This window comes from Mesorhizobium huakuii (genome assembly GCF_030160235.1).
Classification (GTDB): domain Bacteria; phylum Pseudomonadota; class Alphaproteobacteria; order Rhizobiales; family Rhizobiaceae; genus Mesorhizobium; species Mesorhizobium huakuii.
Genome location: NZ_BSNY01000023.1, coordinates 67668 through 92685, shown reverse-complemented (window position 1 = coordinate 92685; position 25018 = coordinate 67668). Strand labels below are relative to the sequence as shown.

The 25018-nt window shown below is 62.7% G+C and carries 24 protein-coding genes and 1 pseudogene; 8 read left to right on the top strand and 17 right to left on the bottom strand.

Translation table 11 applies throughout. The annotated features are described in order from the left end of the window. Positions 1–17 precede the first annotated feature (17 nt). Positions 18–923, bottom strand: coding sequence for a S1C family serine protease (locus QQK95_RS12765; RefSeq protein ID WP_019859505.1), 906 nt, complete (start codon positions 921–923; stop codon positions 18–20). 394 nt (positions 924–1317) lie between these two features. Here QQK95_RS12765 and yghU point away from each other — a divergent pair, with 394 nt between their 5' ends. After that, positions 1318–2184 (top strand): glutathione-dependent disulfide-bond oxidoreductase, encoded by an 867-nt coding sequence (gene yghU, locus QQK95_RS12760; protein WP_284272800.1) that lies wholly within the window; start codon positions 1318–1320, stop codon positions 2182–2184. A gap of 104 nt (positions 2185–2288) precedes the next feature. Here yghU and QQK95_RS12755 read toward each other — a convergent pair whose 3' ends face one another. Then, positions 2289–2588: a DUF1236 domain-containing protein gene (locus QQK95_RS12755; protein ID WP_284272798.1), complete on the bottom strand. Its 300-nt coding sequence runs from the start codon at positions 2586–2588 to the stop codon at positions 2289–2291. Between the two features lie 653 nt (positions 2589–3241). Continuing rightward, positions 3242–3460 carry an exopolysaccharide production repressor protein gene (locus QQK95_RS12750; RefSeq protein WP_407660549.1) on the bottom strand — a complete coding sequence of 73 codons (219 nt, stop codon included), beginning with the start codon at positions 3458–3460 and terminating at the stop codon, positions 3242–3244. A 246-nt stretch (positions 3461–3706) separates the two neighbouring features. Here QQK95_RS12750 and QQK95_RS12745 point away from each other — a divergent pair, with 246 nt between their 5' ends. The 3 genes from QQK95_RS12745 to QQK95_RS12735 all read left to right on the top strand — a co-directional run bounded on the left by QQK95_RS12745 (position 3707) and on the right by QQK95_RS12735 (position 6034). Beyond that, positions 3707–4447, top strand: a complete 741-nt coding sequence (locus QQK95_RS12745) for a sulfotransferase family protein (protein ID WP_284272794.1) — start codon at positions 3707–3709, stop codon at positions 4445–4447. Between the two features lie 86 nt (positions 4448–4533). Then, positions 4534–5526 (top strand): DUF535 family protein, encoded by a 993-nt coding sequence (locus QQK95_RS12740; protein WP_284272792.1) that lies wholly within the window; start codon positions 4534–4536, stop codon positions 5524–5526. Between the two features lie 301 nt (positions 5527–5827). Next, positions 5828–6034 carry a hypothetical protein gene (locus QQK95_RS12735; RefSeq protein ID WP_284272790.1) on the top strand — a complete coding sequence of 69 codons (207 nt, stop codon included), beginning with the start codon at positions 5828–5830 and terminating at the stop codon, positions 6032–6034. A gap of 43 nt (positions 6035–6077) precedes the next feature. Here QQK95_RS12735 and QQK95_RS12730 read toward each other — a convergent pair whose 3' ends face one another. From QQK95_RS12730 to QQK95_RS12715, 5 genes and pseudogenes are all read right to left on the bottom strand, one after another. Next, positions 6078–7328 carry an amidohydrolase family protein gene (locus QQK95_RS12730; RefSeq protein ID WP_284272788.1) on the bottom strand — a complete coding sequence of 417 codons (1251 nt, stop codon included), beginning with the start codon at positions 7326–7328 and terminating at the stop codon, positions 6078–6080. 289 nt (positions 7329–7617) lie between these two features. Beyond that, the gene (locus QQK95_RS12725; RefSeq protein ID WP_284272786.1) at positions 7618–8679 is read right to left on the bottom strand and encodes a tetratricopeptide repeat protein; all 1062 of its coding nucleotides are present in this window, start codon (positions 8677–8679) and stop codon (positions 7618–7620) included. Then, positions 8680–8751, bottom strand: a pseudogene (locus QQK95_RS33480) (SEL1-like repeat protein); the annotation flags it as partial. A gap of 21 nt (positions 8752–8772) precedes the next feature. Continuing rightward, positions 8773–9771, bottom strand: coding sequence for an SEL1-like repeat protein (locus tag QQK95_RS12720; RefSeq protein ID WP_284273012.1), 999 nt, complete (start codon positions 9769–9771; stop codon positions 8773–8775). 174 nt (positions 9772–9945) lie between these two features. Further along, positions 9946–11403 (bottom strand): WD40 repeat domain-containing protein, encoded by a 1458-nt coding sequence (locus QQK95_RS12715; RefSeq protein WP_284272784.1) that lies wholly within the window; start codon positions 11401–11403, stop codon positions 9946–9948. A gap of 221 nt (positions 11404–11624) precedes the next feature. Here QQK95_RS12715 and QQK95_RS12710 point away from each other — a divergent pair, with 221 nt between their 5' ends. Next, positions 11625–12179, top strand: coding sequence for a GNAT family N-acetyltransferase (locus QQK95_RS12710; protein WP_284272782.1), 555 nt, complete (start codon positions 11625–11627; stop codon positions 12177–12179). A gap of 409 nt (positions 12180–12588) precedes the next feature. Further along, positions 12589–12696, top strand: a complete 108-nt coding sequence (locus QQK95_RS12705) for a putative RiPP precursor (RefSeq protein WP_284272780.1) — start codon at positions 12589–12591, stop codon at positions 12694–12696. A 1-nt stretch (position 12697) separates the two neighbouring features. Here QQK95_RS12705 and QQK95_RS12700 read toward each other — a convergent pair whose 3' ends face one another. Then, the gene (locus QQK95_RS12700; RefSeq protein WP_284272778.1) at positions 12698–13891 is read right to left on the bottom strand and encodes a hypothetical protein; all 1194 of its coding nucleotides are present in this window, start codon (positions 13889–13891) and stop codon (positions 12698–12700) included. A 578-nt stretch (positions 13892–14469) separates the two neighbouring features. On the opposite strand from QQK95_RS12700, the gene QQK95_RS12695 reads away from it, so the two are divergent. Next, a complete protein-coding gene (locus tag QQK95_RS12695) occupies positions 14470–16068 on the top strand; it encodes a hypothetical protein (RefSeq protein ID WP_284272776.1) in 1599 nt (532 codons plus the stop codon). 212 nt (positions 16069–16280) lie between these two features. Further along, the gene (locus QQK95_RS12690; protein ID WP_284272774.1) at positions 16281–17168 is read left to right on the top strand and encodes a M4 family metallopeptidase; all 888 of its coding nucleotides are present in this window, start codon (positions 16281–16283) and stop codon (positions 17166–17168) included. Positions 17169–17240: 72 nt separating this feature from the next. On the opposite strand, the gene xth is transcribed toward QQK95_RS12690, so the two are convergent. From xth to QQK95_RS12650, 8 genes are all read right to left on the bottom strand, one after another. Beyond that, the gene (xth, locus tag QQK95_RS12685; protein ID WP_284272772.1) at positions 17241–18011 is read right to left on the bottom strand and encodes an exodeoxyribonuclease III; all 771 of its coding nucleotides are present in this window, start codon (positions 18009–18011) and stop codon (positions 17241–17243) included. Positions 18012–18018: 7 nt separating this feature from the next. After that, positions 18019–18663 carry an alpha/beta hydrolase family protein gene (locus QQK95_RS12680; RefSeq protein WP_284272771.1) on the bottom strand — a complete coding sequence of 215 codons (645 nt, stop codon included), beginning with the start codon at positions 18661–18663 and terminating at the stop codon, positions 18019–18021. A gap of 55 nt (positions 18664–18718) precedes the next feature. Then, complete coding sequence (locus QQK95_RS12675; RefSeq protein WP_284272770.1) at positions 18719–19402, bottom strand: hypothetical protein; 684 nt, start codon at positions 19400–19402, stop codon at positions 18719–18721. A 4-nt stretch (positions 19403–19406) separates the two neighbouring features. Continuing rightward, entirely contained in the window at positions 19407–20528 is a 1122-nt protein-coding gene (locus QQK95_RS12670) for a tetratricopeptide repeat protein (RefSeq protein WP_284272769.1), read from the bottom strand. Further along, positions 20525–21433 carry a non-homologous end joining protein Ku gene (gene ku, locus QQK95_RS12665; RefSeq protein WP_284272768.1) on the bottom strand — a complete coding sequence of 303 codons (909 nt, stop codon included), beginning with the start codon at positions 21431–21433 and terminating at the stop codon, positions 20525–20527. Before ku ends, QQK95_RS12670 begins: the two co-directional genes overlap by 4 nt. A gap of 270 nt (positions 21434–21703) precedes the next feature. Then, on the bottom strand, positions 21704–24208 hold the full coding sequence (gene ligD, locus QQK95_RS12660) for a DNA ligase D (protein WP_284272766.1): 2505 nt from the start codon (positions 24206–24208) through the stop codon (positions 21704–21706). Positions 24209–24278: 70 nt separating this feature from the next. Further along, a complete protein-coding gene (locus QQK95_RS12655) occupies positions 24279–24503 on the bottom strand; it encodes a hypothetical protein (protein WP_284272764.1) in 225 nt (74 codons plus the stop codon). Positions 24504–24596: 93 nt separating this feature from the next. Then, a complete protein-coding gene (locus QQK95_RS12650; RefSeq protein WP_284272763.1) occupies positions 24597–24773 on the bottom strand; it encodes a Flp family type IVb pilin in 177 nt (58 codons plus the stop codon). Between the last annotated feature and the right edge of the window lie 245 nt (positions 24774–25018).

Here is a 25018-nt window from a genome sequence, read left to right as displayed (position 1 = left end):
CCCGGCCGACATCAGGCCTATTGCAGCTGCGGCTTCTTCAGGAAACTGCCGCGGTCGGCGGATTTGACGCGCAGCCAGGTCTCGCGGCCGTCGCGCACCACGCGCATCGGGATCTCGGCGCCGGCCGAGCCGCTGTCCCACAGCTTGCGATAGAAATCGGCGAGACCGTCGACCGCGCCGTCGCGGACCTCGGAGATGACGTCGCCCTGGCGCAGGCCGGCTTTTGCCGCCGGGCCGCCCTCGGTCACGCTCATCACCACCACCTTGCCGTCGCTTTCGGCCGACAGGGCGCCGAGCCACGGGCGCGGCGGCTTGGCCACCTGGCCGCGCGTCAGCAGATCGTCGAGGATCGGCGGCAGCAGGTCGATCGGTACCACCATGTTGATATCGGCGACCTCGCCGGCGCGGCTCATCTGCAGGCGCAGCGAACCGATGCCGAGCAACGCGCCATCGGCGCCGAACAGCGGCGCCCCGCCCCAGGACGGATGCGCCGGCGCGATGAAGATCGCCTCGTCGAGCAGATACTCCCAATAGCCGGCGAATTCCTGCTTGGTGACAATCTTGGCCTCGACCGCCCGGCCGATGCCGTCTGCCAGCACCACCGCGTCGCCAATCCGAGCCTTGCCGGCATCGCCCAGCGCCACGGCCGGCAGGCCGGTCGGCGCCAGCGCCTGGACCAGGCCGAAACCCGATTCCTGATCATAGGCCAGCGCGTGCGCCGGGATGACCCGGCCATCATGCGCGGTCAGCCAGACCTCCTCGGCCTCGGTGATGAGATAGCCGATGGTCAGCACCAGCCCGTCATTGCGGATGACGACGCCGCTGCCTTCCCTGAGCGTGCCCAGCGCGCCGGCCGTGAAGGCATCCTCGGGAACGGTCGCGCGCACGGCAACGACGGAGCGCGGATTGGGATTGATGGCCATGATTTTGTCCTGCGATGCAAATGCTTGGCGGCTTCTCCTATAGGTATGCCTCGGATGGGATGGTGCAAGGGTAAGAAGCGGTCCGCGCAACGGACGAAAAGCCAATTGCTTGGCTTTTCGAGCTTCGAACGGTGAGAACCCGGTCCGCCTTCGGGCGGATCAGGAGGTCTAGTGGGTTTTTTGAAGGGGCGAACGCCCGAAGGGCTGGGGAACCTTGCGAAGGGCCGGGCGGCGCGGCGAGGCAGATCTTCCCTTCTCCCTTGTAAGCGGAGAAGGAAGAAGCGCTGGCACCCGCATAAACAATAGTTCAACGCAAGTTGAACTTCCGCCTCCGCAGCCCTAGCTGTAGATGGTTCCATTCAATCCCGCCCTTCCCTTCCCCACGAGGCCCGACATGACAGATTACACCCCGCCGAAAGTATGGACCTGGAACAAGGCAAATGGCGGCGCCTTTGCCAGCATCAACCGGCCGATCGCCGGGCCGACGCATGACAAGGAATTGCCTGTCGGCAAGCACCGCTTGCAGCTCTATTCACTGGCGACGCCGAATGGCGTCAAGGTCACGGTGATGCTGGAAGAGCTTCTGGCGCTGGGCCACAAGGGCGCCGAATACGACGCCTGGCTCATCAGGATCAACGATGGCGACCAGTTCGGCAGCGGCTTCGTCGAGGTCAATCCCAATTCCAAGATCCCCGCCCTGATGGACCACAGCGGCGCCACGCCGGTGCGCATCTTCGAATCCGGCTCGATCCTGGTCTATCTCGCCGAAAAGTTCGGCGAATTCCTGCCCACCGAGCAGCCGGCGCGCGCGGAAGTCCTGTCGTGGCTGTTCTGGCAGATGGGCTCGGCGCCCTATCTGGGCGGCGGCTTCGGCCATTTCTATGCCTATGCGCCGCAGAAATTCGAATACGCCATCGACCGCTTCGCCATGGAAACCAAGCGGCAGCTCGACGTGCTCGACCGCCGGCTGGCTGAAACTGAATATCTCGGCGGCAAGGATTACACGATCGCCGACATGGCGGTGTGGCCCTGGTATGGCGGGCTGGCGCTCGGTCGCATGTACAATGATTCCGCCGACTTCCTGTCCGTGCAGGAATACAAGCACGTTCAGCGCTGGGCCAAGGCGATCGACGCCCGCCCCGCGGTCAAGCGCGGCCGCATGGTCAACCGCGCCTTCGGCGAGCCGGCCCTGCAACTGCATGAGCGCCACGACGCCAGCGACTTCGACACGAACACGCAGGACAAGCTGGCAGCCGAATAGGCGGCGGCAAGAACGGCTTCACAAGAAAGCCCGCCACATATCGTGGCGGGCTTTTCCCGAGGGCTATGCAGGTGTCGCACCCACTGTCATGGCTGAGCAATGGATCAGTGCAGAACCTCGACGATCTGACGTGTATCGGGGTCGACCAGGACAGTCTGGTCGTTGATCACGGCGACGCGATACTTGACGTTGGGCACTTCGCGCAATTCGACCTTGTCGGGCACCGGCGAGCCGAGCTTGAGCTCAAGGCCCAGCAGATTGACCGAGGCCAGCGGCTGCTTCTTGACATACTCGCGAACCACCGTCTCCTGCTCCGGTTGCAGGACGATGGTTTCCGCCAGGGCCGTACCGATGCCGCCCATCAGGACGATTGCGGCCGCCGCACTCGAAAGATAATGTTTCATAACAAACCTCCTTGGTAGCTATCTGGGTTCCGCCCTTGAGGAAAACTCTGACATCGCCGCAAGGTTCCATCCAAATTCGTGGAATAGATGTACGAATTTCGTGATATTATGATTTCAATTTTTCTCGCGATTGAGCGATGGTCCGAAATTCTTCCTCAGAATCCGGAAATCATTACGAATATCAGCATACTATACACTTTCCCCGGAAGGCGCATATGAGGCGCTTTTTCCGAAGGGGCGCGATCCGCCGAATGCCTTAGAGACAGCTAACGTAGAGCGCACCGTGTCGTTCCAGATCCGTCGTGGAAGGCATGAAAAAGGCCCGCCCTGCCGGGAGCAGGGCGAGCCTCAAACGGTGCCGGCGGAGGTGGCAGCCTCACCGGTCACATCGGGAAAACGCCGGCGCCGGCATGCGGTTCCAGCGCGGATAACGTGACCATCGGGATGCAACCATGTGACCGTCATGGCGTTGTCCGACGCATTCCCGGATGAATCGGCAGCAAGGATGATCGCACCATGGCTTCCCGTCCTCCCGTAACCAGGCATCCCTTCACGCTGATGCTTGTCGTTGCGGTGCTGATGGCGCCCTTTGCCGGCTTGGCCTGGCGCACGCGCGAATGGATGGGCTGGTAGCGGGTCGCCGCACTGCCGATCTATCCCCGGCGTCCCCCGTCGCGATGAAGCGGTGGAACAGCGTCGACCTTACCCTGACTTGCTGCTTTGCGGGCGCGACTGTAGATCAGCCGCATGACCAGCGCGAAATAGCCGACCTGCAGGATAACCAGCACCGCTATCGTCCAGCCCAGCGCCTTCCAGAAGGAACCGGTGGCCATATAGGCCCAGACCGCGACGATGATGGTCGTGGCGGACATCCCTAAGAGAAACTGCCCAAGATACATCGATACCCAAAGCCGCCGAAACTGCGCGTTTCGAGCGACTCTCCCTGCCCAGATCCCCAATGCCCGCATACAACGTTCCATTATTTTAGCAACTACGCAACTATGTGGTCGTCCGACCTTAGCCCACCCTCGAAATTTGTTGCGCGGCGACCTGGTCGGGAGCAATTTGATGCTCACGGACCGAGGCAGTGCAGAAAATAAGTCCGGGGGGATGGGGAAATGACGCTCGAACTGATCGGAGCCGGTTTCGGCCGCACCGGCACGTGGTCGACTTTTGCCGCGCTCAACAGGCTCGGCCTGCCCTGCTATCACATGCAGGAAGTGATCATGAACAAGGCCAACAAGGGCCATCTGGATTTCTGGCGCAAGGTGGCCAACAGCCCGCCCGGCAGCCAGCACGACTGGAACCGTGTCTTCGCCAACTATACGGCGACCGTCGACAATCCCGGCTGCTGCGTGTGGAAGGAATTGCTGGCCGCCTATCCCGACGCCAAGGTGCTCTTGACCTTGCATCCGCGCGGCGCCGAGGCGTGGTACGAAAGCACGATCGACACGATCTACTTCACCGAGAATGTCTGGCAGTTCAAGATCCTGGAATGGCTGACGCCCTTCGGCTGGAAATTCGGCGACATGTCGCGCAAGCTGATATGGGGCCGCACGCTGGACGGCGTGATGAACGACCGCGCCAAGGCGGTGGCGCGCTACAATGCCTATATCGAGGAAGTGAAGGCCGCGGTGCCGCCGCACAAGCTGCTGGTCTACAAGGTGACCGAAGGCTGGGCGCCGCTCTGCGATTTCCTCGGCGTGGCGCTGCCCAACGAGCCCTTCCCCAACCTCAACGACCGCGAGACGATCAAGAAGATCATCCGCGACATCATCAAGGGCTCCTACATCATGCTGGGCCTGGCGATTGCCGCCGCGCTGGTGGTGGTTGCGGCGTTGTGGTGGTGGCTGGGGTAGCTGCGGGAACATAACGCACGTCCCGCAATGTCCGCGTAATCCCCCCGGGCTAACCCCGCCCACACAACAGCCGTGTGGGATGTATCTTGAGTTTCGAAACGAGCGAGCGCGCCTGGTTGCGGGAGGCCGCCGGCGTCCTCAACCAGATCCTTGGCCTCTGCGGGCGGCTGGGCGTGCGGCAATCCAGGGTTTTCCTCACCCGCTTCGCCTGCAAGCCGGTGAGCTTCTTCAAATGGTTCCGCTTCCTCGCTGGCTTCCGGCGGCGGCATGGGCTGGGCTGCCCGCATGACGATCTGCTGCGCAAGAAGCCCTACAAATTCTTCGCGCTTGGGCTGCCCGGCCATCGCGGCCTCGACCTTCTGGCCGGCCATTTCAATCTGGCGGCGGCGGGCCTGTCGCGGGAAATGCTCGAGGCGGCCTGGCGCGGGCGGACGATGGCCATCGGCCAGGTGACCGGGCGACGCGATGCCTATGCGCTCACCATGCGTCTGTCCGTTCATTCCGGCGCCAGCCACGAAGGCGCCTTCTCGATCGGGCTGACGCGGCAGAGCGACCGGCTCGACCTGGTCAGGCTGAGTTTCATCCTCTATCCCCTGGGCGCCAGCCCCCTGGGCGCCGACCCCCTGGGCATCGGCCGCTACACCGTCGCCATTGGCGGGCTCCAGGGCAGCCGGGAGCCGGCGGCCAAGCGCGCCGTCATCGAGGCCACGCGCGACCTGTGCGGGCTGAGACCCAAGGATGCCGCACTGCTGGTCATGGAAGGCATCGCCATCGGCGGCGGCGCCGATCATGTCCTCGGCGTCTGCGATGCCAGGCACACCATCAATTTCCGCACGCTCGACAAACGCGCCGGCAAGCGCGCCGACATGGACCAGTACTGGAGCGATCGCGGCGGATGGCAAGGCGGCGAATTCGGCTTCGCCATGCCGGTGCGCAACCGCGACATGGCGGCGCCGGTCAGCCGGCGCGAGGTCTACAAGTTCGAATTCCTGAATATCGGCAAGAGCCTGTTTGCTTCGCCGCTCGGACTGAACGGGGTTCCACTTGACCGGCCCACAGAAAGGCCTTTTGTCCGATGAATGTGGAAGGTAGCACATTGCCGTCAGATGGCAGGCGGCCAACATTCTGCCCTGTCCGACGCCCGCTTTTGCCCATCGACAAGGTAAAGCCATTATATCTGAATTGGCTAAAATAGCGGAACATCCAAGGGACATTGCCGGAACCGAACAGGACCTGTCGGACCTTTGCTTCAGCCACCTAAGACCTTGGTCCCAAAAGGAAACGCAAAAGACCGATGAGGCTCGTCATCGGGAACATCCCGCCTCCGCCGTCGTTTGCCGCAAGGTCCGCGGACCGGACCGGATTTCGGAGGAAAGAGCGATGCGCCATCAGTCCATCATCACCAGAACAGGCCATGGCCCGGGTACGGCGGTCGCCGTGTTGATGGTCGGACTGGTGGCGGTGGGCATTGTGTTCCTTGTCCTGGGTGGCTTGCTCTATTTCGGCCAGCAGCCGCCTGATCAACGCGCGCTGTCTTCCGTGCCGGCACGATCGGCCCAGGCGGCCGACCGCAGGGCGGTCGATTGATGCATGTGCTGTTCGCGACGCTGCCCCCTGCCGGCGGCGCATGTCAGCGCGCTAGCACCTTGCCATCCCTCGCCACCGCTCTGCCCCGGCGATAGACCGTGCGGTCCTTCGGCACGGCCACCACCGCCTCGGGCACGTGCCGCGCCGGCATGGCGACGAAGTCGGCGCTGGCGCCGACGGCAATGCCATGATCTGCCAGCCCCAGCGCCCTGGCGCCGGCATGGGTCACCACGTCGAAGGCCGCCTCGAGTTCGCGGTCCTCATAGAAGCCTGAGCGGTAGCCGATCATGTTGGCCCGGTTCAGCATGTCGCCGTCGCCATAGGGCCACCAGGAATCGCGGATGTTGTCGGAACCGCTGAACACGGTGACGCCGGCCTGCCGCAGGGCCGCCACCGGCGGGAAGGCATGGTTGCCGGGCGCGTTGGTCATGATCGCCACGCCGGCCGCCGCCAGCATCGTCCCGGCCTTCGCCAGGGCGTCGGCCGGGATGTCGCCAAGCCCATAGGCGTGGCTGACGGCGACATGGCCCGCCATGCCGAGCGCCTTTGTCCGCGCGGCGATCTCCTCGACCTGGAACAGGCCGAGCGCGCCGCCGTCATGCAGGTGGATGTCGACGCCGGCGCCATGCTTGTGCGCCAGGGCGAACACCACATCGAGATGGCCGCTCACGTCGCGGTCGAAGCTGGCGGGGTCGAGCCCGCCGACAAGGTCGCAGCCGAGCTTCATCGCCTCGTCGAGCAATTCCGCCGTGCCCGGCGAGGACAGGATGCCGCTCTGCGGGAAGGCGACGAGCTGGATGTCGATGAGGTCGCGGTATTCTTCGCGCACGGCCAGGATGGTCTCGACATGGCCGAGCCCGACCGAGGCGTCGACCATGACATGGCTGCGCATGGCCAGGCTGCCATTGCCGATGCAGAGCTCGAGCTGGTTCTTCGCGCGCTCCGCCATCGGCGCGGCGGCGGCGAGGTTTCGCGCCTGGAAGGCGACACGCTCGCGCACATCGAACCCGTTGGTGCAGGGAATGTGCGGGCGCCAGGCATCGCCGTAAAACGAGGTGTCGAGATGGATATGCCCCTCGACGAAGGCCGGCACGACAAGCTGGCCGCCAAGGTCGATGATGGCGGGGTCGATGATGGCCGGGTCGACGGCGGCGAAATCGGCCGGCGGCGCCTTGCCGGCCGGCGCGATGGCGCTGAAGCGGCCGCCTGTGACGAACAAATCCGCGAGCGACCCGTCGGCCAGCTTCGCGTTACGGAAAATCGTCTGTTCGCTCAAACTCGTCTGCTCGCGCATCGGCGCCATCCCTGCTGAAAGCGCCAGTCCTCGCCGCCCGCCCGCCGCGGGTCAATGCGGAAGCGACGAAAAACTGTTTCACGCAATTGCCCCTGGTTCGGGCGAGGCAGAGCGCGAATCCGCACTGCTGCTCTTGCCTATTCCGCTTTCACGGAAGTTTGGGCGGCCCCGCACTGTGCCATTGTGTTATCGCGGCGGTACGAGCCGCCCTGGTTGACGCGGGCGCCCAGCCATCCCAACAATGCGCCCCCCGCCCGCGTCGACCATGGCAGGAGCCTGGGTGCGGTGATCACAGCAGCTTGCTGTCGATCTGGTCGTTCTCTTTCATCATCTCCAGATAGGTTTTGGCGCTAGGACTGCCGTGTGCCGCTGCCTTGAAAAACCATTTGGCGGCTTCCGCATAGTTCGGTTTTCCATCCATCCCGCGGTAGTAAAGCATCCCAAGGCTGGCTTCGGCGTCGGCGTTGCCGGTCTTTGCCGCAGCGAGCCACCAGAACTCCGCGGACTTGTCGTCTCTTAATATCCCGATGCCATTGGCATAGGCGTAGGCCAAACTGAGTTCCGCGTTGACATTTCCCTGTTGCGCGGCCTTGAGCCACCACCCAGCCGCGTCACTGTCGCTATGTGTAATACCTTTGCCTTTTGAGTATGCGTTTCCGAGGGCCTCCTGCGCCACAGCGCTGCCCTGGTCCGCCGCCTTGCGCCACAGCAGGACTGCCTTTGCTTCGTCCTTTGGGACGCCCACCCCGTCAAAATACATTCCACCCAAGGCGAAATCAGCTAGGTCGTTGCCCTGGTTGTTTGCCTTGCTCAACCAAGTAAATGCCAGGGCTTCATCTTTGTCGATGCCCTGTCCATCGCGGTAGCAGATGCCGACATTGTATTGCGCGACCGCATGGCCATTGACCGAAGCCTTCATCCACCATTTGAAGGCTAGCGCTTCGTCCCGCGCAATCCCAAGGCCTTCATGATAGAGGATACCAAGCTGATATTGAGCATCCGCATTGCCTTGGTCAGCGGCGATCCGAGCCCATTTGGCAGCCAGCTGATAGTCCTGCTTGACGCCTTCGCCGAGATAATACCCCCGGCTGAGATTGTAACCGGCTTCGGCATTTCCTGCTTCGGCAGCCTTGCGCCACCAGACGACAGCTTGGGCATAATCTTGCCGCACGCCCAGACCGCGCGCATACATCCCCCCAACGCCGGATTGCGCCAAGACATTGCCTTGATTGGCCGCCTTGCTCATCCAGGAGAACGCCTTGGCATCATCCTTGCCAACGCCTTGTCCCTTCAAATAGGCGCTGCCGAGACTGTATTGCGCCAGCGGGACGCCACTGACTGCGGCTTTCATCCACCATTGGAATGCCAGCCTGTCATCCTGCGGCAGCCCGACGCCCTGATGGTACAGGATGCCAATCTGGCCTTGAGCATCCGCATTGCCAGCCTAAGCGGCCTTGAGCCACCAGGACGCCCCGACCAGGTTATTCGGGGTAACACCCTTGCCCTTTAGATATGCGTTGCCGAGCCACAACTGAGCTTCGGCATAGCCTTGGTCGGCCGCCTTGCGCCACCAGGCGGTGGCCTGAGCGTCATCTTGTTGTACGCCCGAACCAAGCGAATACATCGTGCCCAGGTCAGATTGCGCGGGAGCGTGGCCTTGATCGGCCGCCTTGCGCATCCAGAAGAACGCCTGCGCTTTATCCTTGCCGATGCCGTTTCCTGTACCATACGCGCCTGCGACGCTGTACTGCGCCTGCTGAACACCGCTGGCTGCGGATTTCATCCACCATTCGAATGCCAGCCGATCATCCTTTGGTAGCCCTTGGCCTTGGTGATACAGAACGCCAAGCATGTATTGACCATTGGCGTTGCCCAGATCCGCCGCCTTCCTTGCCCAGATCACGGTCTGCTGATCATCCTTCGCAACGCCCTTGCCGAAGGAATAGGCCAGGCTGAGACTGTAGGCGGCATCGGAGTTTCCCCCGTCAACCGCTTTTCTCCACCATGACACCGCCTGCGCCTCGTCGCGTGCAACGCCATGACCTTCCCAATACAGACTGCCCAGCAGGGATTGAGCGGCACAATTGCCGCCAGCCGACGCCTTTCGCGCCCAAATCGCCGCCGACTCGTAGTCCCTCTTGACGCCTCTGCCGAAATAATAGGCCGCGCCGAGGCCGGACGCGGCATTCACATTTCCCGCCGAGGCAGCCTTGTTCCACCAGTCCACTGCAAGCAGGTCATTTTGTGCAACACCCTGCCCCATCCAATACATCAGGCCAATATTGGTCTGGGCATCGACGTTCCCATCCTGCGCCATCAGCATCCACTGATTGAACACTTCGCCATAATTCTTGGCCAGGAGTGCCGCTTGCGCCTTCTGCGCAGCTGACCACTGAACATAATAGTGGCGCACCGGACCGAGCAGCGCCCATGCGGTCAGCACAAGCAAGATGAATGGCCAGAGTCTCCAGCGACGTGGCGCAGGCACGCTTGATACAGTCGTGTTTGGCTCAGGCGACCAGTCTTCACTGTAAAAACGAGGAGATTCACCTGTCGACATCAGCAGACACTAACGCAGAGCGCATTGTTTCGAAATATACCTTGCTTCAAAATTCGCTCACTCCGGCGCCCCCGCGAACAGCACCACGCCATCCCCTCCAGCCGCCGGCCAGTCCCTGATGGTTCGGTCATAGCCGCCGGTCAGCACCGTGCCGTCGGGGGCGAAAGCCACGGCGTAGATCGGCCCGGTCTGGCTGTCGAATAGGGCGATCTGATTGCCGGTTTCCATGTCCCACAGCCGCGCCGTGCCATCGAGCGAGCCCGACAGCAGGCGCTTGCCGTCGGCCGACAGCGCCAGCGCATAGACCGTGCCTTCATGGCCTTCGAAGCGCTTCACCTCGCGGCCGCTGTCGAGATCCCAGACCTTGATCGTCAGGTCGCCGCTGCCGGTGACCAGATGATGCCCGTCGGCGGTGAAGACGGCGCCATAGGTGCCTTGCTCGTGGCCGTGCCAGCTGCGCAATTGCTTGCCGCTTTCGATGTCCCAGAGTTTCAGCGTGCCGTCGATGCTGCCGCTGAGCGCCTGCTTGCCGTCGGGCGAGACGGCGACCGCGCTGATCGACCAGTCGTGCCCGGTCAGCACATGCAGCACGGAGTTGTTGACGAGGTCCCAGACGATGACATTGCCGGTGTCGTGCCCGCTGACGGCGCGCTTGCCGTCGGGGCTGATGGCGAGCTTGTTGACGCCGCCATTCTGGCCGGCCTGGAAGACATGCAGCACAGCGCCGTCGGCAAGTTTGCGCAGCACGATCTCGCCGTCGTCGCCGCCCGTCAGCGCGCTGACGCCGTCGGGCATATAGAGCGCCGTGCGCGCCATGTCCTTGTGGATGCCGAGATTGCGGATCAGCTGCTTGCCGCCAATATCCCACAGCTTGATCACACGATCGGTGCTGGCGCTCATGATCGATCGGCCGTCCGGCGCCACCGCAAGCCAGACGACGGCGTCGCGATGGCCGTCGGGCTGCGTCGGCGGCGCCGGCGGCGGGTTGGCGGCTATCGGTGGCGGAGCGGGTTGCGGGGCCGGCGCAGGGGTCGGCGGCGCGCTGGCGACATCCTGGCCCTTCGGCTCGGCGGGTTTGGGTTCGGCAAGTTTGGGCTCATCGGGCTTGGGTGCGCCGCCCTTGGGCTCACTGGGCTGGCTGGCCACGTCGCCGCCATCATGCCAAGGGCCGAACCGGTCGACGGCAAGTGCTGCCAGCACGATCAACGGCAAGGCGAGGAAGATCTTGCGCAGGCCGGGCCTGCCGGTCTCCTGCACCTCGGCCGCGCGGCCGAACAGCGGTGTCCCCGCCAGATGCGCCGGCCGCCCCGGCAACAGCCCGGCACAGAACAGCACCGCGCCGACGAGGCAGGCGAACGCCAGCAGCGAGAAGGCCACCAGCCGCGTTGCCCAAGGCCCATGCATGGCCGTCAGGCTGAAATCCTTGCTGCCCGGCAAGAGATAGAGATGGACGAGGCAAGCCGCGGCCAGCGCCATCAACAGCACCGCCAGCAACCTGTCGGCAACCCTGGTCATGGAGCAAGGCTCATGCCGGTGACGCCGCCGACGGCGGCATCGGCCTCGATATTGGCAGGCTGTGGTCGCATCGAATTCCCTCGCCGCGGCCGATCTTACGCAAGGTCGCGGCGGAGTCGAGTGGCCGCCGGTGCGGATGCCGCGGGGGCACGAACGCACGGAAATGGCTGGACATTCCTTGCCTCGTTCGAAAGAAGGCTGGGCCAATCAAGGGAGCAGCCATGACACAGGCGACAAAACCGGTGCTGACCGGCCGGGCAGTGACGCTGAGGCCGCTGACCCGGCTTGATGCGCCGGCGATCCATGCGGGGCTGGAAGAACCGGAAGCGAAGCGGCTGACGGGCACGCACGCCAGGCACACGCTGGCGCAGGTGGAAGCTCATTACGCACGGGCCGAAACGGCGACCGACCGCTGCGACTATGGCATCATCGCCGGCGGCGCCTTGATCGGCGAAGCCGTGCTGAACGGCATCGACTGGCCAAACAAGGCAGCATCGTTTCGCATCGTCATCTGGCAGGCTGCCGGTCGCGACCGGGGCTACGGCACCGAGGCCGCCGCGCTGCTGCTTCGTCACGGCTTCGAGGCGCTGGGACTGAACCGCATCGAACTGGAGGTCTACGCGTTCAACCCGCGCGCCAGACGGGTGTACGAAAAGCTCGGCTTCCGGCTCGAAGGCACGCGGCGCGAAGCCCTGATCTGGGATGGCGAAGCTGTCGACGCCCACATCATGAGCCTGCTGAAGCGCGAATACTCCGGGACGCCGACGGTCGGATAAACCTGCGGACGTCGCCGCTTGCCGGGAGATGACCGGGGCGCGACGGAAGCGCGGCTTCCGGCTGCACAGGCGCGTTGTCGTGTTCATCGCCCTTTCCGCCCGGGGATTTGGATCAGGTTGGCAGCGCCGGCTGCATACCGCGAAGCGCCGGCCTCGCCTCCTGTCCTCATGTATATCGCCTGCGCAATCCTGGTTTGGACTAGGGATATACATAGAAACAACGGCTTAACTATGCCGGGATGGGCTTTAGAGTGCCGACTTATACCCGATCCCGGCGGAGCAATGGGGAATTCTGGAGCCAGATTCTCCGATGTCCTGGTTGAGATAATCTAGGCTATCCCCTGCCTAACATTGACAGAAAACCACGATGTGTCACTATCGCGACGGGATATAGTGGAGAGCTTGCATCATGAAGAAGATTTATGAAAGACCCGCCCTGACCAAGAAGGGCAATTTGAAATCGATCACTGCCGCAACCAATGGCCCGGTCGTGACCTCGAATCCGATACTGCAATAAGTCAGCCTGTCAGCGTCAGGTCGTCCAGCACCATTTGCCAATAGTGTTTCGTTGAAAGACGGACACGGGTTATCGCCTTGAGCATCGGTGCGTAGTGCAGCGGCGTCAGCGCCGACAGCGCCAGCTGATCGCTGGCGACCAGTTGATCGCCCAGCCAACACTCGATCAGCGCGATCTCCCCTTCAGACTTCAGCCATGCCGCGCTCAGCAGCACCGAGTGGAAACCGAACGGAGTCTCGCGGCTGAACTCAGCCGGGTATCCGCTGCTCGTATAGGCGACATGATCGCCCGAGACATTGCCGTTGACATAGCCTTCGCTGCCCTTGGTGTGATCCTGCGCCATGGCGTTGAGGTTGCGCCATTGCAGACCGGTGTGGCCGCAGGGGATCTTGCGGAAACCGCGCCCTGTGACGTCGTCGAAGCCGATCGTCGGCAGCGCGGCCCCGATCGGCAGTGTTTGCGGCGACAGCAGCCCGAGATCGGTCGGATAGGGCGAAAGCGCAAGCTGCCGGTCCAGCCCGCCGCCGGCAATCGCCACAGTGTCGCCGCTGCCGTCGAGGTCGAGCCGGAAGGGTGAACCCGACGCCAACACCAGGGTCTGCAGTATCTGTCCGTCCGCCATGACCGATAGTGTCGCCGTGCTGTCCGCCGCCATCCGGCCGGCCAGGCTGCGCGCCGGCGCCAGGCCGACCGGCTCAGGCAAGTCCTGCGACACAAGCCCGGCGGGTGAGCCGGAGGCCAGCCGGAAATCCTGCGATTGCGTCTCGTTGGCGCTGGGCGAGCGCCAGCCCGGCGGCACCGAAACCGCGAACCGGTAGGTGCCGGGCGTGCGGATCACGGCATCGGCCGAAGACGTCGACATGGCGAAGTTGGCAAAGCCGCCATTGTTTGTCCTGGCTGAAGCGACAAAGCCGCCTTGCCCGTCGAACAGCCGCACCACAATGCCGGCCATCGGCCGGTCGCCCATGCCGTATGTCCCGTCGCGATCGGCGTCGAAATAGACGAAGGACGAGTAGTTGACGGTGCCGGTACTGCGCTCCCAGTCGGTACGCACCGCATAGTCGTTGGCCGGATCCGCCCGGCGAGCCGCACGGCGCCGGATACGCGCCTGCCGCGACAGCCAGACGGCGCATGCCGCGACAACAAGGATGGCAGCGGTCGCAAGCAGGATTTCGACGAGGCCGAAATCAAGCATGACGAGTGGACTTGGATGGCGGCCGTTTTCCCAGGCCCGAAACGCAATCAGTCAGGACTCGCACCTCCATCACACCCATCGTCACCAGCTTGGCGAGGGACATTACATGCACACAGGTCTCATCGAAAATTCCACTGCCACTAGTCTTACGCAGGGTCCGCAAAGAGTCGAGCACGCAACAAGTGCCTGCCCTGCCGCACATGGCATCCTCACGCAAAGGCGATCATTGCTGATCTAGAAAATCCGGAACACCGCCGCGTCTCGACGTTTGCGCCTCGAGATCCATTGTGAGGCAAGGCATGAACACAGCTTCTAGACTAGGGCACCCGTTTTCCGAACTCGGGCTTCCCCGCCCGTGAACGGCAACCAGACACAAGCGGCGCGCGTCTTTGCCCGGCTCGGCAAGCGCTGCCGTCTGTGCGCAAACATACTTCTAGACAGTTGGGGACCTTCAGAGCGTTTCCTGCCGGGTATCAAAAATTCCCAAAAGAATACTAGGCACGCGCCTGATTCGGAGTCATATTCGACATGACTGAAATTTCCATAGGAATATGTATCGAAAACGTGAGGGGGAAGAAATGGCCTCGACTGGGTACACTCTTGTGTTGTCTTTTGGACTATCGGTTATTTTCCAGGGAATTGCTTTAGCGCAGCAATGTTTCACGCCGTCCGTTGACAGAGCCTTGTCTGCAGAGCAGGCGAGAGCGGTCGTTTTTACAGCAAAGGACGAGCCCGACGTTCTTTCTCAGTTCCCGCTAAGCAAGACGCTGGATAATATTATAAAAACATCGAGAGTTGATCCTTCAGCTCCTGTTTCAGAGGGTGAACGGGAGGACCTCCTCAATTCGTTGCTATCCGGATTCAAGCAGAACACACTCATCAATCCTGACAGCAAACTGACCTTTCCGATCACCGTTCGGACAGGCGAAGCGAAGCTGACGGCCAAAGATCTGCTTGATTCCACCGGCGCCGATTTCATGCAACCGGTAGGACTCTTCAACCGGTTGGATCTGGCCCCGAAGAGTTTTGCCAATTGCGGTGAGTACCGCATCGTTTACGCCAAGAAAAGCTCATCCCCAACCAAGCGCTTCTTCCTCATCTTCGAAGCCGCGTTGCCGAATGCAGATCCGCAGGGATCGAGGGAAGGTTGCAAGGAAGTTGCATCCTTCTGGAACAGCTTGACCACCATGAACAACCAAGACGCAGGCAACAAGCTCGCCGCGTTCTACTATGACGGCGGCGTGGTCGACGGCGGGACGGTGAAGTTCGAGCCGGTGGTTCACTATCGGCACTACGGTCTTCCCGACGGTCAAGTGCGTGCGAACGCCTTCCTGCCAGACGCGCCGGCCTTCATCTGGCATCTCATGCAATGGCAGATCGCTCCAAACGAAGCCGGAGTGCCGGTTTTCCACAATACGCCTGTGAGCGAAAATCCTGTCCCGGCTTTCTTTGGCGGGACCCCCGCGGCAGCACTCCCGACGACGACCTACGACCAGATCGCGGGACAATTTCGCAGCGAATTCGTCAACCGAAATGTCTGGCAGTTGATCGACGTTGACCGCACGGCCCTGGTTCAACCGACCACCGGAGAAGCGCTGATAGACAACCTCGGCGTGGATATCGACGATCAGTACTATGCGGTGGAAAGTGCCGTGGCGAACAGCGACAACCCGCGAATTAATGCCGCCAACACGCCGATGATTGCCGGGATCTCCGGTGTATTGGCCGCATCCAAGGTAGACAGGTGCAGTGTCACTCCCGACCAAGTGCTGAACCGCATGGGAGCCATGACTTGTGCGGGCTGCCACGATTTTTCCAACGGCGCGGAGATCGCCCCGGGAGTAAACTGGCCCAGCTCGCTGCGATTTGTGCAGATTGACGAAACGGGAGCCCTGTCGGACCTGCTCACGAAGCACTTCTTGCCGGCACGTTTCGACAATGTCCAAAACATCCTCGGTGCCGCTTTCCTCGCACAGAATGAAACACCGCCGGACCTGGGGTCCCAACGGCTCGTGCTTCTTCAAATGCTGGACGGGCTGAAGCAGAAGGGCCAAGGGTTCCTTCCGGACGAGAAGGCGGATGCCAGCCTGGCCATAGCGACACTTCTTGCAAGCCAGGTGAGGAGCGCATCGCAAGCTGAACCAGGTGCATTCACGACCTTCCGCAAGCCAGACTAGTGAGACGCCGACATCCGGTGCGGGAGTCGTATCGGAGTTTTCATCGAAAAAACAACCGGAAGTGTCGGATGTGCCATGTCTGTAGGTTTATTCCAGACCGAATTTATAAAGCCCTGGCTGCCGACAAATCACTGTCTCCTAAACTTCGACGCAAGTTTAGGACGACAATAAAGGTTGACAGTCAAATACGGCGCACCCGGGAACGGTCGCGCGTGATAGCTGGGCTGGTAGGATCTCAGACGACGTCTTTCATCGCGTTTCCGCCGCCGACCATATTGTTATTCGATTGTCGTGGCGGCTCGACCTTGCCTGGATTGCCCATAGATGATTTCTCGGCTCCCGCGGATCCTGTCGTCACCAACCTGGCGCCGATAACCAGCGAGGTGGCTCGGTTCTTTTCCGAAGTCTTCGACAGGAATTCAATCGACAATGCTGGCGCTGCACTTTCTTCGACCATCCATTTTGGGATGATGGCAGGTCAGGCTATCTGGTCGGGGTCACAGGTGCTCTACAGCGATGGCGACGGCGCGGTATTTCTTGATCCCAGCAACTCCGACGACTTGATTGCCCACGAATGGACCCATGCGATCACCCAAAACACTTTGCGTCTTTTCGGTACGCGGACGGAAGCTGGAGGATTGAACGAAAGCATCTCCGATGTCTTCGGTTCCATGTTTCGCCAATGGCGGGCGGGGCAAGACGTTGTTGATGCAGATTGGTTGATGGGCGCCGATATTCTGGGGCCGGTTTCGCGCGCAAAAGATCTCGCATGCATTCGTGACCTCCGAAATCCCGCCGCCGCCCACTGTTACACGCCGCAACCCGTTCATTTTAGCCAATTCCAGCCGCTGATGAACCCTCACGACAGCAGCGGCATTCCTAACCTCGCCTTCTACACGGCGGCTGCCGGCATAGGCGGCAAAAGCTGGGAAACCGCAGGGCAAATCTGGTACCGCGCCATGACTGATTTCGGCCCATCTCCAGGTATGACCATGTCGGCCTTTGCCAACAGGACTCGAAATCTGGCCACTCAAATGTTTGCTCAATTGCCTAGTGTCGCTAACAATGTCGATGTAGGCTGGAGCGCTGTTGGCCTGTAGGTAGCGGCTTCGCGCCTCTGGATCGCCCTTCACCAGTCGGAGCGTTCGCTCCGGCAGCCAAGATCGATGCCCTCACCTCAACTCCACCCAGACAGGCGCGTGGTCGCTCGCGCCGTCCTCACCGCGCACGTCGCGGTCGATGCCTGCCCCCTTGAGCCGGCGGGCGAGTGTCTTCGACAGAAGGATATGGTCGAGCCTCAAGCCCGCATCGCGCGGCCAGCGGTTCCGCCGGTAGTCCCAGAAGGTGTAGAGCGTCTCTTTCGGATAGATTTTTCGCAGCGCGTCGACCCAGCCCTGCTCGATGAGGACGGCGAAGGCGGCGCGGCTTTGCGGCTGCACCAGCGCGTTGTCGTCATAGGAGCGCGTGGCATAGATGTCGCGTGGCTCGGGCACGATGTTGTAGTCGCCGGCCAGCACGACCGGCAGGCCGGTGTCGAGAAGCTGCGCCGCATGCGCCTCCAGCCGCTTGTGCCAGGCAAGCTTGTACTGGAATTTCGGCCCCGGCTGCGGATTGCCGTTCGGCGCGTAGATGCAGGCAATGACGATGCCGTCGACCGCCGCCTCGATATAGCGGCTCTGCCGGTCGGCGTCGTCGCCGGGCAAGGCATCGCGGGTCAGCACCGGCTCCGCGCCGCGCGCCAGGATGGCGACGCCGTTCCAGGTCGGCTCGCCCTTCCACACCGCGCCATAGCCGGCATCGGCCAGCGCGGTGCGCGGAAACTGCATGTCGCGCGCCTTCAGTTCCTGCAGGCAGACGACATCGGGTTTCGCAAGCGCCAGCCAAGCCAGCAGATTGTCCAGCCGGCTGTTGATGTTGTTGATGTTGAAGGTGGCGAGTTTCATGGTTGGATCAGGAGGCGATCCGGCCTGCCCAAGCCTTCGCCGTCTCCGCCATGGCCTTCAGATGATCGGCCGTCGAAAATCCCGAAATGCTCTTGCGCGGCTTGAGATCGTGGTCGCCATCCTCGAGCCAGATCACCTCGATCGCATCGGACAGCCCATAACCCGCCACCTCGTCGCGCATCCCGAACTCGTCGCGCGTGCCTTGAAAGATCAGCGTCGGCGTCTTCAGCCCGGTCAAATGTTTGGTGCGCAGCTGGTCAGGTTTTCCGGGTGGATGGAAGGGATACCCCAAGCAGACCAGCCCGGCGATCTCCCCCTTTGCGAACATCTCGTCCGCGACCATGGAAGCGACGCGTCCGCCCATCGACTTGCCGCCGATGATGAGCTTCCCGGTCACGCCCTTGGCACGCAGATCGGCGATCGCCTTGATATATTCCGGGTTGACCGTCTCTGCGCGCGGCGGCGGCTTGCGGTGGCCATAACGGCGGGCGGCCATATAGTGGAATTCGAAGCGCGCGACCTGGAAGCCGGCCGCAGCCAGAGCCTTGGCGGTTGCGGTCATCGATGGAGAATCCATCGACGCGCCGGCGCCATGGGCGAGCAGGATGGTGACGGGAGCGGTGTCGAAGCCATCGAAGAGGAAGCTGGTCATGGGGCGGTCTTTCTGAACATGAGCCTGCCAATCCTTCTAGAATTATGCTGCCAGACTATGCTTGCGCGGCACCCGCGCCGCAAACTTGCGATTGCAGATATTCTACCTGCGCGGCGAGCAATCCAGGCCAGCCGGTCGCGTCGATACCATCTATCCATTTGCAAGCAGCTTCACGTCCATGAACTTGCTCAAGCAAGCAGTAATAGGCGGTGTCTCGCCACGCGCCGCACAATTGCGAATTGCCGTCCATGACATCCAGCGCTGACGTCCATGCGAACCATCGCTTGATCCATGCACCGACCTTGCCGTCGAGATCAGCAACGCACTGAGCTATGAAGGCATCCAGTTCCTGTTCGTTGGCGACCCAGAAGACGCCTCGGCTGGGAGGCTGAAAATCCCCACCTATGGCATTGAAGCCTTTTCGCAGGAATACGTGGTTCAACTTTCGAGCGCTGCGGGTTTGGAACTGAGCCGAACTTGGATCCTTGGTTTCATACCAGGCGTCAAAGTCCCTCCACAGCTTGGCAAATTTCTTCCACTTGATGACGCCGGCAAGCTCGCAGTCATACGCGCCGTAGCGGTGATCCGTGGAACAATCCAGCTCGATGCTGAACTCAGTCAGGTTGTCCGTGGATGCGATGAGCAACTTGGCGCTGGCCGGCTCGAACCATCTCTGGCCGAGGCGGACATGGAGTTCTTTCGCAACCCGCGTTCGAATGGTCTTGGCGTCGAGTGGCAACCCCTCACCCCGCCGTCCGCGCCAGTTGCATATCCACGAACTGCACGCCTTTGGCCGCCACCCCGGCCCATTCGCTATCCGCATCGAGCTCCAGGTAGCGCACCCACAGCCGCCGCGCTTCCGGCAGATTGCCGGCGTCGAATTCCAGCCTGGCCAGATTGAACACCGGATCGGCATAATTCCTGTCGAGCGCGATCGCCTTCTGCAAATGCCGTCGCGCCGAGGTGTCGCGGCCCTGCTCGCTCATCAGCCCGGCGAGATTGAACCAGGCTTCGACAAAGGCCGGATCGAGCTTTATCGCCCTGGCATAATCATGCGCTGCATCCGCCGCATGGCCGCCGGCGCGCAGGCAGTTGGCGCGGTTGAAGGCGGCGATGGCGTCGCTCGGGTCGATGGCGAGGCAGCGCTGGTAAAGGGCGGCAGCACGTTCATGATCGCCGCCCTCCTCCGCCGCTTCGGCCTCGGCAAACAGATCTTCCAGCGTGTCGTCGCCTTGTGCGGCGCCCAGATCGAACAGCAATTGCCCGTCGAGCTCGCTCTGGCCGCCTTCGAGATAGATCGCGTCGGGACGGCCGTGCTGCGAGCCGACATTGAGCGATTTGGCGGTGAGCGAGGCGACCGGGCCGGAGCGGTGCACGGAACGCGCGATCGCGCCCCAACTGGCACCGCCGGCCACCAGCCCGGCATATTTGCGCGCCAGGATCAGATCGCGAAAGGAATAGGGTTCGCAATCATGTTCGAAGGCATCGAACAGCGACAGCAGATCGAGGTCGGCGCCGGGCAGCCGCGACTGCTCGATCAGCGATTGCCTGGACAGTGACGACGCCTCCGGCGCCTTCATCAGGCCGAGCAGGCGCAAAAAACCGTTCTCGCTGATCAGCGTGCGCCCGGCGGCGCGCTCGGCGGCGACGCGGCGCTCGATCCCGGCATCGCCGCTTTTCGTCAGTCCGGCCTTGGCCAACACCGTCCTGCCGAACACGACATGCGTCGTGCGCCTGGTGATGCCGCGCCTCAGCTGGCCGTGCTGGCGCTCGACCTCACGCGCGGCGAGCCGCAAGGGGAACGCCGCCAGCGCGCCAATGGTACCGAAAACGGCTCCCGGAACCGAAACGGCCGGTGCCGTCATTTCTTGCTCTTGCCGACCGCCTTGAGCAGACTGGCCTTCAGCGGATTCTCAGGCGCGCCGCCCACAGCCGCCTTCTTGGCGGCGGGTTTGGCCGCCACTTCGTCGGCCTTGCTCTTCGACTTGGCCGGCGGCTTCGACTGCGACAGGCTGGCCTTCAGCGCATCCATCAGGTTGATGACATTGCCGCGCTCGGGCGCGGCCGCGATGATCGGCTTGTGGCCCTTGAGCTTCTCGCGGATCATCGCCATCAGCGCGATCTCGTAGCGGTCCTCGTAATTCTTCGGGTCGAAGGTGGTTTCCTTCTGCTTGATCAGCGCTTCGGCGAGCTCGAGCATTTCCGGATCGGGTTTGCCGGCCGGGATGTTGCCGAAATATTCAGCCGTGCCGCGCACTTCGTTCGGGTTCCTCAATGTGCACACGAACATGCCGTTCTCGCGCGCGCCGATCGTCACCACCCGCTCGCGGCTGGACAGGACCAGCCGCGCGATCGCCAGCTTGCCGGATTTGCGCATGGCTTCGCGCAGCACGGCGAAGGTCTCCTCCGCCATGGCCCCATCCGGCGCCAGGTAGTAGGGCGCGTCCTGGTAGATGACATCGACCTCGCCCTCGTCGACGAAGGCCTCGATGTTCATCGTGTGGTTGGATTCGATCCTGACCGCGTCGAGGTCGGCATCGTCGATGATGATGTACTGCTTGTCCTCGTACTCGTAGCCCTTGACCAGGTCCGAGCGTTCGACGAGCCCGAGTTCGGGATCGACCGGCTTCATGTTGATGCGGTTATGCGTCTTCTTGTGTAGCTGATTGAACGAGATGCGCTCGCTGGTCGTCGTCGCCGGATAGAGCCGGACCGGACAGCTGACGAGGCTGAGCTTGAGATAACCCTTCCAACTTGCCCTGGGCGCCATGATACACTCCTACGCGGCCATGCACTGACATTTTTGAACTGAGCATGACCTCGGCATCATGCTCTCTGCAGCGCTTTTCGTCCGAAGGACGAACGAGGCTGCGCAAATCCTACACCGACCCCGCACAATACCGGCAAATCCCTGACGAAATCTTCCGATGCGTCCTTGAGGTCGTTTGGAGAGAATAATTCAAATTGTCGGAAGCGTCGATGGACCTGGAATTGAGAGACGCCGGCAGGCCCACGGATCGCGGCCGCCTTCATCTCACGACTACTTTCTCGCCCCCTCAAACACCGGCAAATCCCGCGCAAAATCCTCGATGTCCGCCCACGGATCGCCCGACGTCTCCAGCAGCCCCGGCAGCGAGGAATAGTTCAGGTCCTGTGGCGCATCGATCGCCTCCAGATCGCTCCAACTCACCGGCGTCGAGGCCGGCAAATTGGTGCGGGCGCGCAGCGAATAGGGCGCCGCAGAGGTGTGGCCGCGCGCGTTGCGGTGATAGTCGATGAAGATGCGCTTCTTGCGGTTTTCCTTGCCCATGGTGGTGGTGAATGTGTCGGGCGCGGTCGCCGCCAGATGCGTGGAGATGGCGCTGGTCGCCTGGTGCAGCTTCTTCCAGTTCTGCCTGGGCGTCACCGGCACGGTGATGTGGATGCCGCTGCCTCCGGACGTCTTGGCGAACGGCACCAGCCCGAGCCCCTCCAGCTCGCCCTTGATGTGGACGGCGGCCTCGACCACCTCGCGCCACGAAATCCCCTCGCCCGGGTCGAGGTCGAAGACGATCTGGTCGGGTTTGTCGAGGCTGGTGCGGTGCGTGCCCCAGGTGTGGAACTCGACGACGCCGAACTGCGCCAGCGCCAGATAGCCTTTTGCCCCTTCGACGGAGAGATAGGACTTGGTCTCGCCCTCGGAATTGGTCGCCTGGAACGTCACCACCGAGGGCGGCATGCCGGTGAAGGCGTGGCGCTGGAAGAAACAGTCCTTTGGCAGGCCGGTCGGGCAGCGCACCAGCGACACCGGGCGGCCGAGTATGTGCGGCAGCATGAAGTCGCCGACCAGCGCGTAGTAGACGGCGATATCGAGCTTGGTCGGCCCGGTCTTGCCGAACAGCCGCCGCTGCGGATTGGTCACCCAGATGGTGGCGAGATCCGCCTCCGAGATCAGCCGCTTGCGCTTGGCCGAGACCGGCGTCGACAGGCCGACATCCCGCAGGCCGCGAAACACGCCGTGGCGCAACGCATTGTCCGCCGTGCGGTTGGCGTAGTGGATGCGCGCCGAAAACAGCGGCTTCACCCAGTGCATCTCGCGCATGATTTCGCGCGGCACGCCTTCCGGCGCCGTGGCGCCCGATGTCAGCGGCTCCAGCCGGGCGAGCAGGTCGGCTGCCGTCTCGGCATCGAAGCCGGTGCCGACCTTGCCGCGATAGTGCAGCTCGCCGTCCTGCCATTCGGCCATGCCGAGTGCGGCCAGCCCTTCCGCCGCTTGCGAGGTTGTGTAACCCGCGATGACGAAATCGTCCTTCTGCAGCGCCTTGCACTTGGTCCAGCTCTTGGTGCGGCCGCTCTGGTAGATCGCGCTGGCGCGCTTGGAGACGACGCCTTCGAGCCCGAGCTCCGTCGCCTGGTCATACAGCCCCTGCCCCGAGCCGTCGACATGGTCGGAGAACTGGATGGCGGAATTCGCCCCGAGCCCGCCAAGCAGCTCGGCCAGCAGCGCCTTGCGCCGGATCAGCGGTGCCTTCAGCAAATCCCAGCCGTCGAGATGCAGCAGGTCGAAGGCATAGAAATGCAGCTTGCTGCCGGCACCCTCGGCGAGCGCGTCCTGCAACAACGCGAAGCGGCTGATGCCCTTGGCGTCGAGCACGACGATCTCGCCATCGATGATCGCCTCGCGGCAGGGCAGTTTGGCGAAGGCATGCGGCAGGTCGCCATAGCGCTTCGTCCAGTCGATGCCGCCTCGGGTGATCAGCCGCACCTGCCCGTCGGAAAGATGCGCCATGGTGCGGTAGCCGTCGAACTTGATCTCGTGCAGCCAGAGCTCGTTGGTCTTCTCGGCCGGGCCTTCGCCGCCCGGCGGCTTCGGAACCTGCGTCGCCAGCTGCGGCTCGATGCGGCTGAGCGCCGGCGCCTTCACCGCGCCAGGCAGTTCGCCGGGCTTCAGGGAGCCCGGTCTTGGCGCTGACTTCGCGGCCGGTTTCGCGGCGGCCGCCAGTTCCTCGATGCGCAATCCGGATTTCACGCTTTCCGGCCGCGCTTCCAGAATGTTCAGCGCCGTGTCGGCGGCGAGGTCGCGCTCCTTGAACAGCAGCCAGTTCTTCTTGTTCTCGTCCTCGCCGGGCTTGGGCTTCAGGCGGGTCAGCATCCAGCCGCCATTGAGCTTTTCGCCGGCGAGCCGGAACTTGAAGGCGCCGGTGCGCAGGCTCTTCTCGACATCCTCCATCGGCGCCCAGGTGCCGGTGTCCCAGACGATCATCGGCCCGCCGCCATACTCCCCCTCGGGAATGACGCCCTCGAAGTCGATATATTCGAGTGGATGGTCCTCGGTCTCGACCGCCAGCCTCTTGTCGGCCGGGTTGAGCGAGGGCCCGCGCGGAACCGCCCAGCTCTTCAGCACATCGCCGACCTGCAGGCGCAGATCATAATGGTCCGCCGTGGCGTGGTGCTTGTGGACGACGAAGCGGTTGCCGTCGCCGCTGACCAGCCCGCCGGCCGGTTCCGGCGTCTTGGAGAATTCGCGCTTGGCGCGGTAGGTTTTGAGTTTGGCGGGAGCGGGCATGGGTCAGCGCCCGAAGCGCTTGGCAAGCAGGAGCAACCGCCGCGTTCCGGAACGGATGGAAGTCACGCTCTCAATCGTCGGCAGCCGGCGTCAGCTCGAGCTCGGCCGGCGACAGGCCCTGCCGCAGCTGGGCGAGCCGGAACTCATCCACCCAGTAGGCCTCGCCGTCGACCAGTACGCGTGCACGGTAGGCGCCGTCCGAAAAGCTCTGCGCGGTGATGTAGACCTTGTGGGCGTCGAGCGCCTTGCGCACAGCGGCGCGCTTGGCATTCTGGCTGGTGACGGGACTGAACATAACGCTGCCCTCGGTCGCCCTACACATCAGGCGACTGGCTCAAGGATGACGGAGACGGGCTGTCCTGTCAATTTCGCGGGCCGTGGCCGACGGTTACGACCCGCTGCTGTTGAGCGTGTTGCCGATTTTCGTGAACTTGGCGTTGATCGCATTGCCGAGCGCACCGGCGCCGGCGATGATGGCGAGCGCGATGAGGGCGGCGATCAGGCCATACTCGACGGCTGTCGCACCGGTTTCATCCCGCATGAAACGGGAAACGATTGATGGCATTGCTAGCCCTTGGTTTCTTATCCCTCACACAACCCTATAGAGACCTTGCGTTGCAGTTCGGTTAAGTTTTGCCAGATTTTTGAAGGTGCTTGCGCGCGGAACTGAATCAAAACATGAGGCATCCGGGCATCGGCCATGGCTCGGGACAGGCAGTCCGGACCGGAGCTGTTTTCAGCTTGCCGGCCCGGAACCACCCACCGCCTTGTGTCCTTCCCAAGACACTGGACCAGATAGAAGCATCGACG

What these genes read in the sequence shown, in the direction of transcription:
- QQK95_RS12765 (WP_019859505.1), bottom strand. Translation starts at nt 923, where the DNA reads ATGGCCATCAATCCCAATCCGCGCTCCGTCGTTGCCGTGCGCGCGACC.
- yghU (WP_284272800.1), top strand. Translation starts at nt 1,318, where the DNA reads ATGACAGATTACACCCCGCCGAAAGTATGGACCTGGAACAAGGCAAAT.
- QQK95_RS12755 (WP_284272798.1), bottom strand. Translation starts at nt 2,588, where the DNA reads ATGAAACATTATCTTTCGAGTGCGGCGGCCGCAATCGTCCTGATGGGC.
- QQK95_RS12750 (WP_407660549.1), bottom strand. Translation starts at nt 3,460, where the DNA reads ATGTCCGCCACGACCATCATCGTCGCGGTCTGGGCCTATATGGCCACC.
- QQK95_RS12745 (WP_284272794.1), top strand. Translation starts at nt 3,707, where the DNA reads ATGACGCTCGAACTGATCGGAGCCGGTTTCGGCCGCACCGGCACGTGG.
- QQK95_RS12735 (WP_284272790.1), top strand. Translation starts at nt 5,828, where the DNA reads ATGCGCCATCAGTCCATCATCACCAGAACAGGCCATGGCCCGGGTACG.
- QQK95_RS12730 (WP_284272788.1), bottom strand. Translation starts at nt 7,328, where the DNA reads ATGCGCGAGCAGACGAGTTTGAGCGAACAGACGATTTTCCGTAACGCG.
- QQK95_RS12725 (WP_284272786.1), bottom strand. Translation starts at nt 8,679, where the DNA reads ATGAAAGCCGCAGTCAGTGGCGTCCCGCTGGCGCAATACAGTCTCGGC.
- QQK95_RS12715 (WP_284272784.1), bottom strand. Translation starts at nt 11,403, where the DNA reads ATGACCAGGGTTGCCGACAGGTTGCTGGCGGTGCTGTTGATGGCGCTG.
- QQK95_RS12710 (WP_284272782.1), top strand. Translation starts at nt 11,625, where the DNA reads ATGACACAGGCGACAAAACCGGTGCTGACCGGCCGGGCAGTGACGCTG.
- QQK95_RS12705 (WP_284272780.1), top strand. Translation starts at nt 12,589, where the DNA reads ATGAAGAAGATTTATGAAAGACCCGCCCTGACCAAGAAGGGCAATTTG.
- QQK95_RS12700 (WP_284272778.1), bottom strand. Translation starts at nt 13,891, where the DNA reads ATGCTTGATTTCGGCCTCGTCGAAATCCTGCTTGCGACCGCTGCCATC.
- QQK95_RS12695 (WP_284272776.1), top strand. Translation starts at nt 14,470, where the DNA reads ATGGCCTCGACTGGGTACACTCTTGTGTTGTCTTTTGGACTATCGGTT.
- xth (WP_284272772.1), bottom strand. Translation starts at nt 18,011, where the DNA reads ATGAAACTCGCCACCTTCAACATCAACAACATCAACAGCCGGCTGGAC.
- QQK95_RS12680 (WP_284272771.1), bottom strand. Translation starts at nt 18,663, where the DNA reads ATGACCAGCTTCCTCTTCGATGGCTTCGACACCGCTCCCGTCACCATC.
- QQK95_RS12670 (WP_284272769.1), bottom strand. Translation starts at nt 20,528, where the DNA reads ATGACGGCACCGGCCGTTTCGGTTCCGGGAGCCGTTTTCGGTACCATT.
- ku (WP_284272768.1), bottom strand. Translation starts at nt 21,433, where the DNA reads ATGGCGCCCAGGGCAAGTTGGAAGGGTTATCTCAAGCTCAGCCTCGTC.
- ligD (WP_284272766.1), bottom strand. Translation starts at nt 24,208, where the DNA reads ATGCCCGCTCCCGCCAAACTCAAAACCTACCGCGCCAAGCGCGAATTC.
- QQK95_RS12655 (WP_284272764.1), bottom strand. Translation starts at nt 24,503, where the DNA reads ATGTTCAGTCCCGTCACCAGCCAGAATGCCAAGCGCGCCGCTGTGCGC.
- QQK95_RS12650 (WP_284272763.1), bottom strand. Translation starts at nt 24,773, where the DNA reads ATGCCATCAATCGTTTCCCGTTTCATGCGGGATGAAACCGGTGCGACA.